The following is an 18,825-nucleotide window of genomic DNA, read 5'->3' as shown; positions in this document are numbered from 1 at the left end:
GCACCTTGTGCCCATGCTCCTTCACGCTCGAACTATCTTTATTCTGTCAGAATGACCGATCACTCTTTAGATATAAAGAAATGTCATGATCTCAAGACCGGAACCGCAATCCCGGCCAAATTCCGTCTCTTATCGAACCGAGCGCAAGGCTGCGAGAAGCTCGCGCTCGGCCTCTGAACGACCGGCATCCTCGTCCTGATCATACAGATCAGACCCGCCATTGCCGTCGCCATAACTTCCCGAACCATTGCCAGCCGATGCCGGACGCGATCCGTCATCACGATCGGCCATGGCATTGCCGCTGCGTTCAAATTCGCCAACCATGCGCGCAGCCAGTTCCTCGGCGCGCGTTTCAACACCGACACGATCACGATCATCAATCACATCAGGACGATCCGCACCACCGCCGATCATGCCCCCAAGTCCGGCACCGCCAGACTTGCCGGCACGCGCGCCATCAGATGCACCAGCCCCCGCACCGGCAGAAGCCGCCGCCCCCGAAACGCCGGACCGGCGAACCGCGTTGGCGTCACTGGCAGCCTTTTCAAGGCGGTTGGCAATGCTTTCGCCGCGGTCGACCATAAAGCTCAGATCTTCGTTCAGGCCGCTGGCCTTTTCGATATTTTCGCGCAGTTTTTCGCCAGACTGTTCCGCCATGTCCTTAAGGGCGGTGATCGAGCTTTCAGCCCGTTCATTGGCCGCGTTAAAGGCGGTCAGGAAATTCTGCATGTCTTCACGGCTGCGGCGGAAGGCCGCGAGCTTGCGGTTCAAAATGATCGCATAGACGATCGTCACCACCAGCAGGACGATCATCAAAAGATCCAGGTAGAACGCGAAGTCCATCACTTGTCTTCCTCGGTTATGCGCGCACGATCACGCACCTGAATGGCGATACGATCACCTTTACGTCCCATCATGCCCTTGAACAGAGGGACATCGCCACACCGAACCTCAACCGGCGAGGTCGGACTGGTATTAAGAACCAGACGGTTGCCAACTTCAAGATTGAGCACATCCCCAAGTGACATCACCTGTTCGTCCAGCACTGCTAACAGGTTAACATGGGTCTGCCACAGTTCGTTTGCGAGGTGGTTTTCCCAAATTGAGTCACGGCCGAACTTTTCACCCATGAACATCTGAAGCAGAAGTTCACGAACCGGTTCGAGCGTTGCATACGGGATCAGCAGTTCAAGCCGCCCGCCACGGTCTTCCATATCGATGCGCAACTTGGCCACGATGGCGGCGTTGGCATGACGGGCAATGGTGGCAAAACGCGGGTTGGTTTCAAGTCGTTCAAACCGGAAGGTCACCGGGCTCAGCGGATCGAACGCAGCCGAAAGGTCCCCAAGGACCACATGGATCATCCGTTCGACAAGGTTGCGTTCAATCGTGGTATAGGGGCGGCCTTCAATACGCATTGCCGCCGTACCGCGACGCCCGCCCAGCAGCACGTCCACGATCGAATAGATCAGGGCCGAGTCAACCGTCAGAAGCCCGTAGTTGTCCCATTCTTCCGCCTTGAACACGCCAAGCATCGCAGGCAGCGGGATCGAGTTCAGATAATCACCGAAACGCAGCGACAGGATGTTATCAAGCGACACTTCGACGTTGTCGGATGTGAAGTTACGAAGCGATGTCGACATCATACGCACAAGGCGGTCAAAGACGACTTCGAGCATCGGCAGACGTTCATAGGCCACCATCGACGAGTTGATGATCGCCTGGATGCCCGACTGGTCACCCGCACCAGAACCATCGTCAAAACCAAGCAGGCTGTCGATTTCGTCCTGGTTCAGAACACGCGCAGAACCGCCGCCCATTTCGGCGGCCATGTCATCGCCGCCGCCGTCGTCTTCATCGTCATCGCCGAGCATGGATTCCCATTCGGCGGCCATATCCTCGCCGCCGTCGTCTCCACCCTCGTCATCTCCACCCGCCATGGCTTCCCATTCAGCGGCGAGTGCATCATCATCTTCTTCATCAGCCATCAGCGATTGCTTCCTGATTTTGGCATTCGCGCCGGTACAGGCTTATTGTACCAGCATTTCCTTAAACAGAACGTCGTTAATTTTTGCAGGCTTTGCCGCCGCACTGACCCGGATCAGCAATTCTTCACGCAACCGGAACATGCCTTCGGAGCCCGACAGATCTTCGGGCCGCAATTCCCGAAGATAGACCTGAAAATTGTCAACAATGCGCGGCATCATCTGTTCGACCTGCGGCAGCATTGCCTGATCGGCAACTTCAAGGCTGACACGAATTTTCAGATAGCTTTGCTTGCCTGCGCCAGTATTGAGGTTGACCAGAATTTCCGGCAAATCCACAAAGCCGACATTCTCGGGAACGCCCGGTGCTTCTTCGATGGAATCTTCGGAAATCACCTCTTCGGTCTGCGCACCGTCACCGCCGGTCAGCATATCAATCACCGGCTGCAGCAGCCCGGTAAAATAGGCCGCCGCTGCACCACCAAGAAGCAGCAACACAAGCAGGATCACCACAACAAGCATCTTCTTGCTGCGGCCACCACCACCTTCATCCATATCGATTTCGTCGACGTCGTCGCCCATAGCTTCGCAAATTCCTGCGCTTGAAGTTATGCCGTTATATCCAGCAAACACTGTGCCGGAATACCAGCCATAACGCTATCACGTTAAAAATCCGTTTCGTTTCCCATAGCTTAGACCACGAGTTGCACCATTGTTCGGCCCCGTGGTTCGGCTTTGTCATTTCGCCTGTCAAAGCCGTCATCAGGTGAAATTTGCCGGTCGGTCACTGCCATCGCCAAAAGGTCAAGCATAGCGACCAACAATTCCATGCCATCCCGACCGGGAGCCCGATGACCTGATGCGACCATAGGACTGTCAATCGACCACGATGCCGTAAGGGACGATGCCATAATCACACCTGCGTTCGATCACCCAACGCGACACCCGGCCCATCTGACCGCGCAGTCTTAAGGCGCCATTTGGCCACACCATCTGGCCGCTACCCGCAATATGGGCATGCGTTCCTGCTGATTTGAGCAGGCCCGGACAAACAAATCCCCGATCCCGTTCCTGCCCCTTTCCGGGCGACATCCGGGCGACACCGGAAAGAACTGCCGCGCGGCCACCCGGAAAACTTTGTCCTGCTTGTCGTCCTGATCACGGCAGTTTCTGCCAGACATGGTGAAATCCACCCCGGCAACAAATGCCGAAGTCAAATTTAATTGTTTATTTTCATATATTTAACAACTCTGGCACGGCTTTCGCATTTGTGTTGGGCAAATCACTGCCCCCAAATGGGATACTGACTATGGAAAACGTTTCATATATCGCGCTGTCTCGTCAGAAGACACTTCGCAGCATGATGAACAACATTTCGCAGAACCTGGCGAACATGAACACGACCGGGTACAAAGAAGAGCGCATGATGTTCACCGACTGGATTGCGAAAAACAAAGACGCTCCGTTCCGCGGCGAACGTGAAATTTCCCTTGTTCAGGACATTTCCCAATATCGTAATACAACGGTCGGCAATATTGAACATACCAACCGCCCGCTTGATGTCGCACTCAGCCAGCCGGACATGTTCTTTGCCGTCGAAACCCCGTCGGGCGTTCAATACACGCGCAACGGCAATTTCACGCTGGATCCGGGCGGGCAGCTGATCACCAATGATGGCTATCCTGTTCTGAGCGATGCCGGTCAGCCGCTTTTCTTCAATCAGGCGGATGGCCAGATTGAAATCAAGGGCGATGGCACCGTTTCGACCGATATCGGCCAGATCGGCAAATTGCAGGTCGTATCGGTTGATAACGTCCAGCGCATGATTGTGACGGGGAATACATTATATCGCGCACCAAGTCTGCAAGCCGGTGACCCGCAGGAAGTAACCATTCAGCAAGTCGACAATGCCGGAATTGTTCAGGGCGCACTTGAAAAATCAAACGTCAATCCGATCAGCGCCATGACGCAGATGATCGACGTTTTGCGGACCTATCAGTCTGTTACCCGCTCTCTTGAAAGCGAGAACGAGCGCATGCGTAACATGATCAGCAAACTCGGGGATGTTCGCGCCTGATCCGGTCGCTGAACCCCTTTTACGGAAATTAAGCGCACAAACAGCGCAAGCCAAGGAGAAGACAGATGCGGTCACTTGATATCGGTGCTTTGGGGATGCAGGCCCAGTCCACCAACGTGGACGTCACATCGCACAACATCGCCAACATGACCACCACCGGCTATAAACGCCAGCGCGCCGAATTCCAGGACTTGCTGTATCAGGATCTGCGCCGTGCCGGTTCACCGTCATCTGATACCGGCACCATTGTGCCCACCGGCGTCCAGGTCGGTCTGGGTGTCAAGACCGCGGCAATCGGCCGCTATATGGGTCAGGGTACTTTGACCCTGACGGAAAACGAACTTGATATCGCCATTCAGGGCCGCGGATATCTTCAGATCGACCTGCCAAGTGGTGAAACCGCCTATACCCGTGACGGTACGCTGAAACTTGATGCCAATGGTGCGCTGGTTACCAAGGATGGCTATGCGGTTCAGCCCGGCATCACCGTGCCCAGCAACGCGACATCCGTGACCATCAATACCAACGGCGAAGTCTATGCCGAGATCGATGGTCAGGTCGCGCTTTCCAATCTGGGCCAGATCCAGCTTGCAACCTTTATCAACCCGGCCGGTCTTGATGCGCTGGGTGACAACCTTTTCCTTGAAACCGAGGCATCGGGTCAGGCCAATACCGGCGCACCGGGTGATGTCGGATATGGTACGGTCCAGCAGGGATATCTTGAATCATCGAACGTCAACGTGGTTCAGGAAATCACCAACCTGATCAAGGCACAGCGTGCCTATGAAATGAATTCCAAATCCATTTCCACGACCGACGAAATGATGAGCGCAGTCAGTAACCTGCGTTAATTTCGCGATATCGGTAATGCAGTTTGTGTGCGCAAGTCGCGGTCTGATCCATCGCGTACTTGCGCAAACTGTATTTACGCCACGTATACTGTTCCATGCTATAGTGGCCCGATCCGATGCCATCCGATGCAATGGCAACCGTTATGTTTGCAAGCCCCGGGTACGTTGCCCGGCAACGCCCCGAATACGGCAACAAAACCGGGTTTTCAAACATAATGGCTGTCTGCAAAGCCGGTCGGATCGGTACGGGTTGACTGGTCGCAATATCCCGAAAGATCATATCTTTTTTGCGGTTTTGCTTTTTAAGTCAGCGCAAACCTGATTGACTGTCACACGAAAACAAACAGGCCCTGACCCTAGGCGCATGAAAATAAAGAAAATAATCCTCTCGCTCGCGATTATGTCGCTTATTGTTCCGGTCGGGACGGCCTTTGCGCAATCCTCGAACGGTGGCAATTCGCGCAATAACAGCCAGCAACTCGAAGCCAACATCCTTCTGAAACCAGATGCGCTGGTCGAAGGACAGTATGTGACGCTGGGGGATTTGTTTACCGGCATTGATCCGCAACAGGCCGATATCGCCGTTGCCCATGCGCCGCAACCGGGCAAGCAGGTTGTTCTTGATTACCGCTGGCTTTATGGCATCGCCCAGCGCCACAATATCAACTGGCGTCCGCGCACCACCGCCGATCAGGTTCTGGTAACACGCGCAAGCCAGATCATCACCATTGATGAAATCCGCGATGCGGTTGAAATCGCCCTGGTTGACCATGGCATCCAGCGTCCATTCACCGTTGACCTGTCGAGCGAGAATTTCCAGATCCATCTGCCGGTTGATGCGCTGAACAATGTTGATGTGACCGCACTTGAAGTCAATTCGCGCACCCAGCGTTTTGTCGCCAGCGTCACGGCGGCCGCGCAAACAGCCCAGCAACGCACATATCGCATCAGCGGCAAATATTACCCGCTGTCATCCGTGCCGGTTCTGGTCGAACCGGTGTCACGCGGCCAGATCATTCGCCCTGACCAGGTCGAATATCGTGATTTCCGATCCGAACGCGTTCCGTCCGGGGCGATCCGCGATATCAATGATGTGATCGGCAAGGAAGTTGTGCGGGCCGGCACACCGAACGAGCCGCTTTTGTTCCGCGATCTGACCAATCCGATCCTGGTGCGCCGCGGTGCATTGGTGACCATCCGGCTGGTCACGGCAAACATGTCACTGACCGCTCGCGGCAAGGCGCTTGAAAACGGGTCAAAAGGGGACGTGATCCGCGTGGTCAATCAATCAAGCAACAAAACCATCCAGGTTGAAGTTGTTGCCGAAAACGAAGTCCGCGCCCTGCCCGCCATGTCGCAATAGGGCGCACCTACTCCGCACTCCCCGTACCGTCGTCTCCTGCCCCGTTGTCCCTGCACCACCCGGCAAGCTTTTCCCAGATCAGGGCATGCGAACTGGCATGATCCTTGCGTAAATAGGCGCAGGAACCCAGGAGGACCCCATGCCTAGTAAAACCACACAGAATTCTTGGCGGCGCCTTGCGCTTGTCACCGGCCTGATCGGCGCAACAGCGCTGCTTTCGGGCTGCAATGCGATGAAACGTCTTTCGGAAGTCGGCGAACCGCCGAAACTGTCCTCGATCGACAATCCGACCCAGTCGGAAAGCTATCGCCCGGTCAGCCTGCCGATGCCTGCACCGCAACTTGCCGAAAGCAACCCGAACTCGCTGTGGCGGGCCGGGGCACGGTCATTCTTCAAGGATCAGCGCGCCAATCAGGTTGGCGACATCCTGACCGTTGTTGTCGACATGTCTGACAGTGCGGCACTGGCCAACACCACAACCCGGTCGCGCACCAACAGCGAAGACCTGGCAGTCCCGAACCTGTTCGGGCTTGAGTCCGAATTCACCAAAGTTCTGCCCGAGACGATCGATCCGAGCAACATGTTCAATATGGATAGCAACACGTCCAACCGTGGCACCGGGTCGCTTGACCGAACCGAAGCCATCGATCTTCGCGTTGCAGCCATCGTGATCCAGATCCTGCCTAACGGAAACTATGTCATCCACGGGCGTCAGGAAATCCGGGTAAACAGCGAAGTCCGCGAAGTCCAGATTGCCGGGGTCATCCGCGCTGCCGATATCAGTTCGGCCAACGAAGTCAATTATGACAAGATCGCCGAAGCCCGCATTTCATACGGCGGACGCGGCACCATTTCTGATGTCCAGCAGCCGCGCTATGGCAGCGAAGTGCTTGATATCATTCTGCCGTTCTAAGGCAGCGTCTATGATCCCTGTCTGATCCGCATTCCCGGGTTCCTGTCAGGCAGGATACAAAAGACGACCACGACATCCGAAAAGACCGCCCTTTGCCGGCGGTCTTTTTTTGCGTCCGGTTCAAAAACGGGAAAAGCCCGGCCAAAGGGCCGGGCTTTTGAATTTGGTTATCCCTAACCAGTAATCTCCCACAAGACCATGATGTTACATGGTAAGGGCCGACTTTGCGGCTCCTGATCTTTTGGTCACCCGGCGCGATCAGTCGTCGCGACGCGTGCGCTCCATCCGTTCGTGGCGTTCCTGGGCTTCAATGCTCAGGGTTGCAATTGGACGAGCTTCAAGTCTTTTCAAGCTGATCGGCTCGTCGGTTTCTTCACAGTAACCATATGACCCGTCTTCAATTCGACGCAAAGCAGCATCAATTTTTGAAATAAGCTTGCGCGCCCTGTCACGAGTGCGAAGCTCAAGCGCCCTGTCCGTTTCAGCCGACGCACGGTCGGTCAGGTCAGGTTCTTGCAGCCCGCCATCTTGCAGGTTCGCTAATGTTTCCGAAGATTCGTGCAGAAGTTCTGCCCGCCAGGTCAGAAGTTTCTGCCGGAAATATTCCCGCTGGCGCGGGTTCATGAACTCTTCGTCCTCAGCAGGACGATAGTCAGGTGGTAGTGTGATAGTCATGTATGCCCTCTATACAGGACTCATCGATCGCGCGGCAATATAGAGGGAGCCAGCGGGTGGTGCAAGCCGATTGAACAAATAAATCGTAAATTGCCACCAAACGGGCAGAAAACTGCGATTTTCAGCTGAAAAATACTGTAAATTAAACAGTCAGATCAGGCCTGAAACCTCAAGTTTTGCAAGTTCGACCCGTGCCCGCAGGTCAATCTCATCGAGAACCGCGGAAAGTTCAGGATCATCAATCATTTCGCGCTGTTGATCCATCAGACCGACAAGTTGCTTGAGACGCGGACCAGAAAGCGCCCCGCTTAGCAAACCGTCCCGAACAGCTTCAAGCTGTTCCAGCAGACTTTTGGCACGCAGCACGGCGGCCTTGCGCGGGGAGTCCAATGCATCCCCGCTTTGCTGAAGTGCAAGCAGGGCATCAAGGGCGCTGACACTGCCCGTACTGTGGACACCGACAGAACCGCCGGCATCGCCCGACGAGTCAAGCGAACGCATGGTATCGGCAAAACCGCTGCCGCCAGATGACCCTGACGCCTTTTTGCGTGATGTTCCGCTCGTCCCGGTTGCTTTGGATCCGCTAACCTTCATGACCCGTATCCGTCTCGTTGTGGTAAGATCATATTCATTATCGCAAACAGGCACCCGGTTTCTGCCATGTCGGCATTGCGCGCCCTGTTCGCCAGACTGAACATAACCGTTTACCGTTCAGTTCACTGGAAAAGTGGAGTCTCCCTCAATCGCGGGACGCGCGCAACGGGAAAAAAATGCCGGGTTGGACGAAACAATCGCCCCGGCGCACGCCCATATCTGCATATGGACATGTTTTGCCGCCATTTTCTGCGGGCTTGGTCCGATAGCGCGCGGAAAGCCTCACTTGGCATGATTTTCGCAAAACAGCTGACATACGCGGTTCACATCTTCAATCGCACCATTTGCCGGATGCAGTTGCATCCCACGTCAAAGCGGAATTGAGAATATGATCACAGGTCTTGGCAAAACAGCACGCAAAGCGACAATGGTCGTCGCACTTGGCTTGTTCGCCGTCTTGCAGTTTGGCACTGCACCGGCGCAGGCCCAGTCACGTATCAAGGATATCGCCGATTTCGAAGGCGTACGTGACAACATGCTGGTTGGTTACGGTCTTGTGGTTGGCCTGAACGGCACCGGTGATGATCTTGGCGATGCCGACTTCACCCGTCAGAGCCTTGTGGCCATGCTTGAACGTCTTGGCATCAATGTGCGCGATCAGATCGACGACCTTGATTCTGACAATATCGCTGCTGTTATGGTGACCTCGACCCTGCCGCCATTTTCCCGTCAGGGTTCGCGCATCGACGTCAATATCAGTGCAATCGGTACGGCTGAAAGCCTTCAGGGCGGTACACTTCTTGTGACCCCGATGGTGGGTGCGGATGGCGAAGTTTACGCCGTTGCCCAGGGCAATCTGGCGGTTGGCGGCTTTTCGGCCGGCGGCAATGCCGAAACGGTTGTCAAAGGTGTTCCGACCTCGGCCCGCATTGCCAATGGCGGAATTGTTGAACGCGAAATCGATTTCAACCTGAATTCCATGCAGGACATGTCTGTTGTCTTGCGCAACCCTGATTTTACCACTGCGCGCCGCGTATCGGATGCAATTAATGCCTATCTGGGCGAAGTCGCCGCCCGCCCGAGCGATCCGGGCACCGTGCGACTGAGCATCCCGGAACGCTATAATCAGAATGTGGTTTCGCTGCTGACCGATATCGAACAGCTGCGTGTTGAACCTGACCAGATTGCCCGCGTGGTGATTGACGAAAATACCGGCACCATTGTCATGGGTGAAAATGTCCGGATCAACCGCGTTGCCATTGCCCAAGGCAATCTGACCATCCGGGTCACCGAAACCCAACAGGTTTCCCAGCCGTCGCCCTTCTCGCAGACCGGCACCACCCAGACGGTTGATCGCACCAATGTTGCGGTTGACGAAGGCGAAGACAATCAGCTTGGCATCATGGATGGCGGTGTCAGCCTTCAGGAACTGGTCAATGGTCTTAACAGCCTTGGCGTCGGGCCGCGCGACATGATCACCATCTTGCAGGCGATCAAGACGTCGGGCGCCCTTCAGGCCGAAATCGAGGTGATGTGATGATGACCGACGGCGCAACTGCCCTGATGGCGCAGGCCCAGGCCAGCGCACAATACGGCACCCAGAACAATATGGCCGCGCGGATGAATTCGCTTACGGATGGTCACATCAAGACCGAAGCCGAAGCCCGCAAAGCCGGTGAAGAATTTGAATCCATGTTCCTCGGCCAAATGCTGAGCCACATGTTTTCCGGGATCGAAACCAACGAAATGTTTGGTGGTGGTCACGGCGAAACGATGATGCGCTCCATGCTGGTTGATGAATATGCCAAAGAAATGACCCGCGCAGGTGGCATCGGAATTGCAGATGCTGTCACACGCGAGATCCTCAAAATCCAGGAGGGGTAAAAAATGACCACTCAAGAGTTGGTTACAGAACTGAAAAGCGTCACCTATGACCTCATGTCCCTGCTGGAACGTGAAACCACGGGGCTGCGGACGCTGTCACGCGGCGAATATGAGCAGTTCCTGTCGGAAAAATCTGCCCTGTCGATGCAGTATGAGCAGCTGGTCGTGAAATTGCGCGGCCGCGGTGAAGAACTTCGTGCCATGCCCGAAGAAGACCGCGCTGAACTGCGTGAACTCCAGGCCGAGTTCCAGGAAGCCGCCCGTCGCAACATGACGGCACTCCAGGCAGCAAAGGCGACCAATGAACGTGTCGTTCAGGCCATTGTCCGCGCTGTAAATGACAAGGCCAAGGAAGACTGCACCACCTATAACCGGTCGGCGAAGACCAGCAAGGCATCGCTTGGCGGTTACGGGCGTACATTGAACAAATCCGGCGGCGCATACAGCGTCAATGAAACGCTCTAAGTGTAAAGGCGCGTATCATGTCACTGACCCAGGCACTCAATACTGCGATTTCCGGCCTCAACACGGCCCAGGCACGCATAGCCATCACGTCTTCGAACATTTCGAACGTGAATACCGAAGGCTATTCCAAAAAGATTGCCGGGCAGGAAACCCTGACACTCGATGGCACGGGTGCCGGGTCCCAGATCGCCGACATCTATCGCAACGTCAATGAAGGCCTTCTGCGCGAAGTTCGCGGTGAACTGGGCAAAGCCGGTCGCGAAGAAGCGCGCTACGAGTTTTTCCAGCGTGTCCAGACGCTGTTTGGCACGGTTCAGTCTGATGCAGCGATCAGTCAGCGCATCAACGATCTTGCAGACGCGTTTGAACAGCTTGGCGTCACCCCGGACCAGAATTCACCCCGGATCGAGGCCATCGAGAGCGCCATTCAGGTTGTTGAATCCTTCGAGAAGCTGTCAAGCCAGCTTCAGGATATGCGCGATGACATCGACGACCAGATCACGGACGAGGTCAATTCCGCCAATACGCTGCTCAGCCAGATTGCCGATCTGAATACCGGCATCATCCGCCTCAAGAACCTTGGCCAGCCGACCACCGAGCTTGAAGACCAGCGCGACCAGAAACTCAACGCGCTATCCAAGATCATTGATATCACCACGTTTAGCCGCAGCGACGGTTCGATGGTGATTTATTCGGCTGCGGGTGCAAATACCCTGCTTGATCGCACGCCCAACAAACTGACCTTTACCCAAACGGCCGGCTTCGAACCTGGAACCGGTGGTTCCGGTATCACCCTAAACGGTGAAGACATCACGGACACCCTGCGTACCGGTACGCTGAAGGGCCTGTTTGAAATGCGTGATGCTGAAATCCCGGCCATCAACGATCAGGTGAACGAACTTGCCGGCGAATTGCGTGATGCCCTGAATGAAGAGCATAACAAAGGCACCGCATTCCCGCCCCCAGCCAACCTTTCCGGTAACCGTATCGTCGCAGCCAGTGATCCGCTGACTGCAACCGGCGCGTTTCGCGTGGCGGCACTGGACGCCGACGGGCAACTTGTCGCAAGTGACAGCTGGGCCGATATCGCATTGCCGACGACCCCGGCGACAGTTCAGGGCATTGTTGATGCCATTAACAACTCTGATGCAGGCAGCTATCTGACGGCGTCACTGATTGACAACAAGCTTGTCATCGAAGGCACAGATGGCAACCGTGTTGCCATCAACGAAATGGACAGTCAGATCACCACCGGTGACGGTCGCAAACAGGGCATGTCGCACTATTTCGGCCTGAACGACTTTATCGCGACCGTCAAGCAGTCGGACACCATTACGACGTCCGCACAACGCAGTTCGACCGACGCGCTGAATATTACGGCCAATTCCTTTACGATCTCGGCAGGGTCCGGCGTGCTGGTTGGCGGGGTCACCGTCAATTACACGGCAACAGATTCCCTTGAAGACATCCGTGACAATATCCGTACGGCCCTGCAGGGGGCCGGCATGACCGTCGCGGATTCAGAGTCTACAGCCTTTATCGTCGAGGATGGTGATCGCTATCGTCTTGTCATTGAATATAACGCCAACTTGACGGTTACCGATTCCGGTGCTCTGTCAAGCAAGCTTGGCCTGACAGAGGACCAGCCGAACCTTTCCGGGAATATGAGCGTTTCCTCGGCCATTCAGAACGACCCGTCACGTATTGTGCGCGGTCAGATGAATGCCGACACCTATGAAACCACGACCGCAGTGGTCAATCCCGACAATGCCATTCCCAACCTAGGTCCGCTGGTGCCGCCGCCCCTGAACTATACCCTTACGGTCAGTGGCGAGTTCACCGATGTCAACATCACCTATGACAGCACATCTTCGCTTCAGGATATCGCCGATGCGATCAATAACAGCGCGACCCTGACCGATAACAACATTACCGCCGAAGTCGTGTTTGACAGCCAGATCGGTGGCTACAAGCTTAGCGTCACCGATGCCGATGGCGATGCATTCTATTTCACCGACAGCGGCCTGCCGAATGCGGACGCCCTGACCACGGTGCTTGGGCTTGGCATTCAGTTCGGTGTCCATGAAGGCGACAACAGCGCGGCCCTTTCGCTAAGCCACACCTTTGAACGCACCGATATCGATTTCGAAGCAACCGACGGTCTGTCTGGTGAGCGCACGTCGCTGACCGATTATGCAGCCGGCATCGTTGCAACCGCTGCGACCAAGACCAAGGTGGCTGCAAGCTCCTATGAATTCCAGTCCGGACTGGTCACGGATCTGAGCACCCGCATCCAAAACGAAGCAGGCGTCAACCTTGATGAAGAGATGTCAGACCTCATCATCTTCCAGCGCGCCTATACAGCATCAGCCCAGGTGATCTCTACGGTTGATGAAATGTTTGATGCATTGCTCAATGCAGTTTAAACTGCGGCTTATGAAGTGAGGATATCATGGTATCTCGTGTCGCAACCTATACAAACCATACCTTGTTGTCGGATCTGGCCATCCGGAACGCGGCCAAGGTAACGGATTTGCAGAACCAGGCATCGAGCGGTTATAAATCGCGCGACTATGCCGGTATTGCCGACAGTGCGCAGCGCCTGCTCAATCTTGAGGGCGAATATACCCGTACCGAGCAGTATCTGCGCAACACGACACAGGCCAAGCTGCGTTTGCAAAGCATGGAAACGGCTGTTGACAGCATGCTGGAAATTGCAACCCAGATGAAGACACTGCTTATTCAGGCAAGTTCGGCCCAGCAGGCCGACGACGTCAACATCATGGACGAGGCCGAACAGGCCTTGCAGCAGATCGCCAACCTGCTCAACACCAATCTTGACGGGCGCTATTTGTTTGCCGGTGGCCGTTCCGAAGACCCGGCTGTCGATATCGACAAGATCGGCGCGCCCGACAACTATATGAGCAACCTTGACGTCGCGCTGACCGGCACGACGACCCTTGCCGCACTTGGCGTTACCACCGGACAGCTTCAGATCGTCAGTACCGATGTTGATGGCAACAGTGTAACAACCAACGTCAACTATAACGCTGCGACCGATGACATTGACGATATTCTCGATGCCATCAACAGTGTCACTACCAATGGCGCGATTGCATCGCTGCGCGGTTTTGGCGGTGAAGGCAATCCGTTGCTCAATATCGAAAATGTCGGCAACGGAACAATCACGATCACCGAAAGCGGTGCGGGTGATTTCCTGACCAAACTGGGGATGGAAAAGATCCCGAACCCGCGTCCGGATGCCGATTATTATGATGGCGACAAGCAAATCCTCGAAGTGCGTGTCGATGAACAATACAACGTCTCTTATGGCATTCTGGCCGACAATCCGGCATTCCAGAAACTGATTCAGGGGCTTGGCATTGCAGCCGGCACCGAAGATCAGGATGCAATGACGGTTGCGATCGGCTTTATCAACGAAGCCATCAACGATCTGCCTAATGTTCAGGGCCAGATCGGGCTTGATATCGCCAATGTCGAACGGTTTGAAACACGCCATCAGGACTTCAAGGTTTTTGCTGCCCAGGCGATCAGTGACATTGAAACTGTTGACGTGCCGCTGACCCTTGCCGAACTGTCGCAGTATGAAACTGCCCTGCAGGCAAGCTTTATTGCCATTTCGCGGGCGTCAGATTTATCTTTGGCTAACTATTTGCGTTGATTATTCAACGGGTCAGACCTCATTAACATGAATGTGATGACAACCGCTATTTTCGAAAACATGGCACTGCTTCACGACATCCGGGCGATCATTCCGGGTTCACGGATGGTGGCAAAGGTTTCGAAAAGTGCGGTTGTTCTTTGAGATGACGGGGAATTCGGGGGAACATTCAATTGCAAGTTTTTGAAAGAATGCGATCTTTCTGATATCTTGCCTGAAGCATCTTTTGAATTCTGATCTGCCATTGCAAGCATGTTAATGGGGGCTGGGCCTCGATATTTAATTGCTTCTTTAACTGTTTTGTCCGCTTAATAGCGCATAACGTGCAAGCAGACAGAACTTTTCGACCGCCGGAGTATAACGGGAATGGATACCGAAAACGTCGCCGAAAACGGAACACCTGAATCCGTCACAGTGGAAACACGCTTTGGCGATATCGAATTCAGTTGGGACAAGGGCATTTATATGCCGGTTGGCCTTCTTGGCTTTCCTGAACATCATGTCTTCGGTCTGGCGAATATCCCGAACACGTCGCTTGATCAGTTCAAACTGTATCAAAGCCTGACGGACGCCAATCTGTCCTTCATCGTCGCACCCTATAATATGGAAAGCGGCGTCTACGCAGAAAAAGACCTTACGAATGCGCAAAAAAGCCTGGCGATTGACAGCGCGGACATGGCCATTCTGATGGTTGTGACGATCCGCAGCGCACCGGGCGGCCAGGGCATCACGATGTCAACCAACCTGCGCGCCCCCATTCTTGTCGATACCGGCCGTCAGGTCGCCTGGCAGCATATTCTGCCGAACGAGAAATACTCCGTGCAGCATGACCTGTAATTTTTGCCTAGCATAACTGGCACGCGCATTGCTTTGATGTTCCACAAGGCAATGTAGCCGAGAGATCGAATGGCCGGGCCATTCAGTCTTATCCGTGTAGGAGGAAAAAAATGGCTCTCAATATTATTTCCAACTATGCAGCGAACGTCGCCCATCGCAACTTGACCAATTCGGACACGATGGCGACACGGTCGCTTGCAAAGCTTTCTTCTGGTACCCGTGTTGTTTCCGCACGTGACGATGCAGCGTCGATGGCGATTGGCGCCCGACTGAATGCAACGACACAGGCGCTTAAAACGGCAACGGTTAACGTCGGCCAGGCCAACTCGATGCTGCAGATTGCAGATGGTGGCATGGCAACCATCGACAACATCCTTGTGCGTATGAAAACGCTGGCCGTTCAGGCATCGTCCGGCAACCTGTCGGACACCGAACGCGGCTTCCTGAACGACGAATTTGTTCAGCTGCGCGAGGAAATCGACCGTATCGCCTCCTCCACCAACTTCAACGGCATTCAGTTGCTCGGTGATGGTGGTGACGTTGCGCTTGAATACGGCGACCTTGCCGCAGGTCAGGGTGGCGAAGCGCTTGTTCCGGTGAACGGCTTCGACAACTTTGCCATCACCGACAACAACTACTGGGCAACGGACGCCAACTCAGGCGGCGTGACCGATAACAGCTTCACTGTGAACATCAATTACGGCGCCGGCGACCAGGTCATCATGACCGTCACCAGCACCATTGATGGCGCCGCTGACCGCACCCAGTCGATCGATATCACTGATTACCGCACGGGTGGAACGACCGCGATCGGTGCCGGTGACAATGCGACACTGAACTTCGATGAACTCGGCCTGACCTTTACGGTCAACACCAACTTCTCGGCTTCGGTCGCTGCAATCCGCGCTGACAACACCGGCGCATCCGACTTTGGTACCGACACGGACTTCAATGGCTCCGGTCTTGACTCTGCTGCTGGCAACGTCGTCACCATGGCGGCCGACAACGGCCAGCAATTGCAACAAACCGTCGACTTCCAGGTTGGCGCTGGCAATACGGCAAATGATCGTCTGGCAATTTCGTTTACCGCGGTCGACTCTGAGACTCTTGGATCCGGTTCCGCCGGCACACAGGACTCTATTGCAGATCTTACCGACAACGCGATCGATACTGCTGCAAATGCACAAAGTGCTGTTGAAGTTATCGGACGCGCAATTGACGACCTGCAACGCGCGCGCGCCAATATCGGCACCTATCAGAACCGTCTGGACTTTGCTGGTCAGAACCTTGCATCCACGCAGGAAAATACTGAATCGGCACGCTCCACCCTGCTGGACCTTGATGTGGCCGCGGAAATGACCGCCTTCACCTCCAAGCAGATCCTGGTTCAGTCCGGTGTGGCCATGCTCGCACAGGCAAACCAGATGCCGCAGAACCTGCTGCGTCTGCTTCAGGGATAACATCGTACTTAGTCTTAATCGACCTTACAAAGGGGGCGGTCATAACCGCCCCCTTTTTCATTTTCATGACTAATGATCAAAAGTACCCATTAATGGTTGCTTAAGTTTTTCATAGACAACACATCAACCTTAAGTATAGCATGATAAAGCTAGGCTTTGCTTAGTGCAGTCAGGATGACTGTGCAGGCTGCAATTGCAGCACTGGCGCTTGCCAGACTCTTTTGGTGGACATGTCCACCAGAGCTATCCATGTAGGAGTTACAATATGGCTCTCAATATCATTTCGAACTACGCTGCGAACGTTGCGCACCGTAACCTTTCCGCATCTGACGAGATGGCGACCCGTTCGCTGTCCAAACTGTCTTCTGGTACCCGTGTTGTTTCCGCACGTGACGATGCCGCTTCCATGGCCATCGGCGCACGTCTGAACGCAACCACCCAGGCACTCAAAACGGCAACGGTTAACGTTGGTCAGGCCAACTCGATGCTCCAGATCGCCGATGGCGGCATGGCAACCATCGATGACATCCTCGTTCGTATGAAAACCCTGGCTGTTCAGTCTTCTTCTGGCAACCTGTCCGATACCGAACGCGGCTTCCTGAACGACGAATTCACCGAACTGCGTGACGAGATTGATCGTATTGCCTCCTCAACTAACTTCAACGGCATTCAGTTGCTGGGCAATGGTGGTGACGTGGCAATCGAATTCGGCGATCTTGCTGCTGGTCAGGGCGGTGCAGCACTTGTTCCTGCTGCCGGTTTTGACAACTTTGCCATTACCGACAACAACTATTGGGCTACCGACACCAATACCAACCTCAATGACAGCAACTTTGAAGTAAACATCAACCAGCTTGGTACCCAGGTCATCATGACCGTTACCACGACCATTGATGGTGCTGCTGACCGCACACAGTCGATTGATGTGTCTGACTTTGCTGCCACAGGTGGTACCACCGCAATTGGTGCCGGCGAAAGCGCGACGCTAAACTTCGACGAACTTGGCTTGACCTTCTCGGTCAACACCAACTTCTCGGCTTCCATCGATCACGTTGCTGCGGGTGCAGCTGGTGCCAACGACTTTGGTACCGATGCAACATTCGGTGCGGCTGGCACGATTGACTCCACGGCCAACGTTGTTCGCATGGCTGCTGACAATGGTCAGACGCTTGCAAACAGCATCGAGTTCCAGGTTGGCGGCGGCAACACCGCAAATGACCGTCTGTCGATCAACCTGACTTCGGTTGACTCAGAAGCCCTTGGTGATGGCGGTGCAGGCCAGGAAACGCTTGCTGATCTGGGAACAAACGCCATTGATACGGCGGCTGGTGCTCAGAACGCAGTCGAAGTTGTGACCCGTGCAATTGATGACTTGCAGCGCGCACGTGCTGCGGTTGGTACTTCCCAGAACCGTCTGGACTTTGCCGGTCAGAACCTTGCTTCCACGCAGGAAAACACTGAATCAGCGCGTTCCACCTTGCTGGACCTTGATGTCGCGGCCGAAATGACCGCCTTCACCTCCAAGCAGATTCTGGTTCAGTCTGGTGTTGCCATGCTCGCGCAGGCTAACCAGATGCCGCAGAACCTTCTGCGTCTGCTCCAGTAATCCTGGCGGCATAAAATACTTCGAAAGGCGGCCTTCGGGCCGCCTTTTTTGTTTCCCCAACCACAGCGGCGAAATCGAGTCGAATATTCTCCTTTTGAGTGTTATTTTTTTACGCCTTTTGCGCGTATCAAACGTCAAGATACAATTAAATTTTTCTTACTAAGCCGTTGATATTTCGATATTAGCCTGTTCTAAAGAATCTTCTGGACAGGAAGCCCATCCTAACGTATATTTCTCCTACTCAATTGGGTCTTGACGATCAGGAAGATCACGAAACCCGCTTTCGGTATGACACCGAAAACAGATGGTGGCCAAGCCGCCACGAGCTATCCATGTAGGAGAGATAAAATGGCTCTTAATATTATTTCTAACTATGCCGCTAACGTAGCACACCGTAACCTTTCGGCTTCTGACGAAATGGCGACCCGTTCGC

Annotated in this window: 17 protein-coding genes; 12 read left to right on the top strand and 5 right to left on the bottom strand. The window is 54.6% G+C overall.

Translation table 11 applies throughout. The annotated features are described in order from the left end of the window. Positions 1 to 129: 129 nt before the first annotated feature. From AUQ42_RS02825 to AUQ42_RS02815, 3 genes are read right to left on the bottom strand one after another with little or no spacing between them, the layout of a single operon-like run. On the bottom strand, positions 130 to 843 hold the full coding sequence (locus tag AUQ42_RS02825; protein WP_068517454.1) for a DUF6468 domain-containing protein: 714 nt from the start codon (positions 841 to 843) through the stop codon (positions 130 to 132). Then, a complete protein-coding gene (gene fliM / locus AUQ42_RS02820) occupies positions 843 to 1,988 on the bottom strand; it encodes a flagellar motor switch protein FliM (RefSeq protein WP_068517453.1) in 1,146 nt (381 codons plus the stop codon). Before fliM ends, AUQ42_RS02825 begins: the two co-directional genes overlap by 1 nt. A 42-nt stretch (positions 1,989 to 2,030) precedes the next feature. Further along, positions 2,031 to 2,567, bottom strand: a complete 537-nt coding sequence (locus tag AUQ42_RS02815) for a flagellar basal body-associated FliL family protein (protein ID WP_068517452.1) — start codon at positions 2,565 to 2,567, stop codon at positions 2,031 to 2,033. 727 nt (positions 2,568 to 3,294) lie between these two features. On the opposite strand from AUQ42_RS02815, the gene flgF reads away from it, so the two are divergent. The 4 genes from flgF to flgH all read left to right on the top strand — a co-directional run bounded on the left by flgF (position 3,295) and on the right by flgH (position 7,189). Further along, positions 3,295 to 4,062 carry a flagellar basal-body rod protein FlgF gene (gene flgF / locus AUQ42_RS02805; RefSeq protein ID WP_068517450.1) on the top strand — a complete coding sequence of 256 codons (768 nt, stop codon included), beginning with the start codon at positions 3,295 to 3,297 and terminating at the stop codon, positions 4,060 to 4,062. 65 nt (positions 4,063 to 4,127) lie between these two features. Next, the gene (gene flgG, locus AUQ42_RS02800; protein WP_068517449.1) at positions 4,128 to 4,913 is read left to right on the top strand and encodes a flagellar basal-body rod protein FlgG; all 786 of its coding nucleotides are present in this window, start codon (positions 4,128 to 4,130) and stop codon (positions 4,911 to 4,913) included. A 400-nt stretch (positions 4,914 to 5,313) separates the two neighbouring features. Then, entirely contained in the window at positions 5,314 to 6,276 is a 963-nt protein-coding gene (gene flgA, locus AUQ42_RS02790) for a flagellar basal body P-ring formation chaperone FlgA (protein ID WP_068517447.1), read from the top strand. Between the two features lie 139 nt (positions 6,277 to 6,415). Beyond that, on the top strand, positions 6,416 to 7,189 hold the full coding sequence (gene flgH / locus AUQ42_RS02785) for a flagellar basal body L-ring protein FlgH (protein ID WP_068517446.1): 774 nt from the start codon (positions 6,416 to 6,418) through the stop codon (positions 7,187 to 7,189). Between the two features lie 258 nt (positions 7,190 to 7,447). Here flgH and dksA read toward each other — a convergent pair whose 3' ends face one another. Both dksA and AUQ42_RS02775 read right to left on the bottom strand, forming a co-directional pair. Next, positions 7,448 to 7,864, bottom strand: a complete 417-nt coding sequence (gene dksA, locus AUQ42_RS02780) for an RNA polymerase-binding protein DksA (RefSeq protein WP_008890403.1) — start codon at positions 7,862 to 7,864, stop codon at positions 7,448 to 7,450. A 150-nt stretch (positions 7,865 to 8,014) separates the two neighbouring features. Beyond that, a complete protein-coding gene (locus AUQ42_RS02775) occupies positions 8,015 to 8,458 on the bottom strand; it encodes a flagellar assembly protein FliX (RefSeq protein ID WP_068517445.1) in 444 nt (147 codons plus the stop codon). Between the two features lie 388 nt (positions 8,459 to 8,846). On the opposite strand from AUQ42_RS02775, the gene AUQ42_RS02770 reads away from it, so the two are divergent. The 8 genes from AUQ42_RS02770 to AUQ42_RS02735 all read left to right on the top strand — a co-directional run bounded on the left by AUQ42_RS02770 (position 8,847) and on the right by AUQ42_RS02735 (position 18,392). Further along, a complete protein-coding gene (locus tag AUQ42_RS02770; RefSeq protein WP_068517444.1) occupies positions 8,847 to 9,995 on the top strand; it encodes a flagellar basal body P-ring protein FlgI in 1,149 nt (382 codons plus the stop codon). 2 nt (positions 9,996 to 9,997) lie between these two features. Continuing rightward, positions 9,998 to 10,342, top strand: coding sequence for a rod-binding protein (locus AUQ42_RS02765; protein ID WP_231856664.1), 345 nt, complete (start codon positions 9,998 to 10,000; stop codon positions 10,340 to 10,342). A gap of 3 nt (positions 10,343 to 10,345) precedes the next feature. Beyond that, on the top strand, positions 10,346 to 10,807 hold the full coding sequence (locus AUQ42_RS02760; protein ID WP_156480807.1) for a hypothetical protein: 462 nt from the start codon (positions 10,346 to 10,348) through the stop codon (positions 10,805 to 10,807). Positions 10,808 to 10,824: 17 nt separating this feature from the next. After that, positions 10,825 to 13,233 (top strand): flagellar hook-associated protein FlgK, encoded by a 2,409-nt coding sequence (gene flgK / locus AUQ42_RS02755; protein ID WP_068517442.1) that lies wholly within the window; start codon positions 10,825 to 10,827, stop codon positions 13,231 to 13,233. A gap of 26 nt (positions 13,234 to 13,259) precedes the next feature. Then, on the top strand, positions 13,260 to 14,489 hold the full coding sequence (locus AUQ42_RS02750; RefSeq protein ID WP_068517441.1) for a flagellin: 1,230 nt from the start codon (positions 13,260 to 13,262) through the stop codon (positions 14,487 to 14,489). Positions 14,490 to 14,855: 366 nt separating this feature from the next. Beyond that, positions 14,856 to 15,326, top strand: a complete 471-nt coding sequence (fliW, locus tag AUQ42_RS02745) for a flagellar assembly protein FliW (RefSeq protein ID WP_068517440.1) — start codon at positions 14,856 to 14,858, stop codon at positions 15,324 to 15,326. Between the two features lie 110 nt (positions 15,327 to 15,436). Beyond that, positions 15,437 to 16,786, top strand: coding sequence for a flagellin (locus AUQ42_RS02740; protein ID WP_068517439.1), 1,350 nt, complete (start codon positions 15,437 to 15,439; stop codon positions 16,784 to 16,786). A gap of 265 nt (positions 16,787 to 17,051) precedes the next feature. Then, on the top strand, positions 17,052 to 18,392 hold the full coding sequence (locus AUQ42_RS02735) for a flagellin (RefSeq protein WP_068517438.1): 1,341 nt from the start codon (positions 17,052 to 17,054) through the stop codon (positions 18,390 to 18,392). Positions 18,393 to 18,825 lie beyond the last annotated feature (433 nt).

The sequence above is a fragment of the Thalassospira sp. MCCC 1A02491 genome (genome assembly GCF_001613785.1).
In the GTDB taxonomy this organism is placed as follows: Bacteria; Pseudomonadota; Alphaproteobacteria; order Rhodospirillales; family Thalassospiraceae; genus Thalassospira; species Thalassospira povalilytica.
The sequence above is the reverse complement of the archived record's forward strand: the minus strand, read 5'-3'. Positions and strand labels throughout refer to the sequence as shown.

Coding starts and splice junctions, on each gene's coding strand:
- fliM (WP_068517453.1), bottom strand. CDS start 1,988: ATGGCTGATGAAGAAGATGATGATGCACTCGCCGCTGAATGGGAAGCC.
- fliW (WP_068517440.1), top strand. CDS start 14,856: ATGGATACCGAAAACGTCGCCGAAAACGGAACACCTGAATCCGTCACA.
- AUQ42_RS02750 (WP_068517441.1), top strand. CDS start 13,260: ATGGTATCTCGTGTCGCAACCTATACAAACCATACCTTGTTGTCGGAT.
- AUQ42_RS02825 (WP_068517454.1), bottom strand. CDS start 843: ATGGACTTCGCGTTCTACCTGGATCTTTTGATGATCGTCCTGCTGGTG.
- flgA (WP_068517447.1), top strand. CDS start 5,314: ATGTCGCTTATTGTTCCGGTCGGGACGGCCTTTGCGCAATCCTCGAAC.
- AUQ42_RS02735 (WP_068517438.1), top strand. CDS start 17,052: ATGGCTCTCAATATCATTTCGAACTACGCTGCGAACGTTGCGCACCGT.
- flgG (WP_068517449.1), top strand. CDS start 4,128: ATGCGGTCACTTGATATCGGTGCTTTGGGGATGCAGGCCCAGTCCACC.
- AUQ42_RS02775 (WP_068517445.1), bottom strand. CDS start 8,458: ATGAAGGTTAGCGGATCCAAAGCAACCGGGACGAGCGGAACATCACGC.
- AUQ42_RS02740 (WP_068517439.1), top strand. CDS start 15,437: ATGGCTCTCAATATTATTTCCAACTATGCAGCGAACGTCGCCCATCGC.
- AUQ42_RS02770 (WP_068517444.1), top strand. CDS start 8,847: ATGATCACAGGTCTTGGCAAAACAGCACGCAAAGCGACAATGGTCGTC.
- AUQ42_RS02760 (WP_156480807.1), top strand. CDS start 10,346: ATGACCACTCAAGAGTTGGTTACAGAACTGAAAAGCGTCACCTATGAC.
- dksA (WP_008890403.1), bottom strand. CDS start 7,864: ATGACTATCACACTACCACCTGACTATCGTCCTGCTGAGGACGAAGAG.
- flgK (WP_068517442.1), top strand. CDS start 10,825: ATGTCACTGACCCAGGCACTCAATACTGCGATTTCCGGCCTCAACACG.
- flgF (WP_068517450.1), top strand. CDS start 3,295: ATGGAAAACGTTTCATATATCGCGCTGTCTCGTCAGAAGACACTTCGC.
- flgH (WP_068517446.1), top strand. CDS start 6,416: ATGCCTAGTAAAACCACACAGAATTCTTGGCGGCGCCTTGCGCTTGTC.
- AUQ42_RS02765 (WP_231856664.1), top strand. CDS start 9,998: ATGACCGACGGCGCAACTGCCCTGATGGCGCAGGCCCAGGCCAGCGCA.
- AUQ42_RS02815 (WP_068517452.1), bottom strand. CDS start 2,567: ATGGGCGACGACGTCGACGAAATCGATATGGATGAAGGTGGTGGTGGC.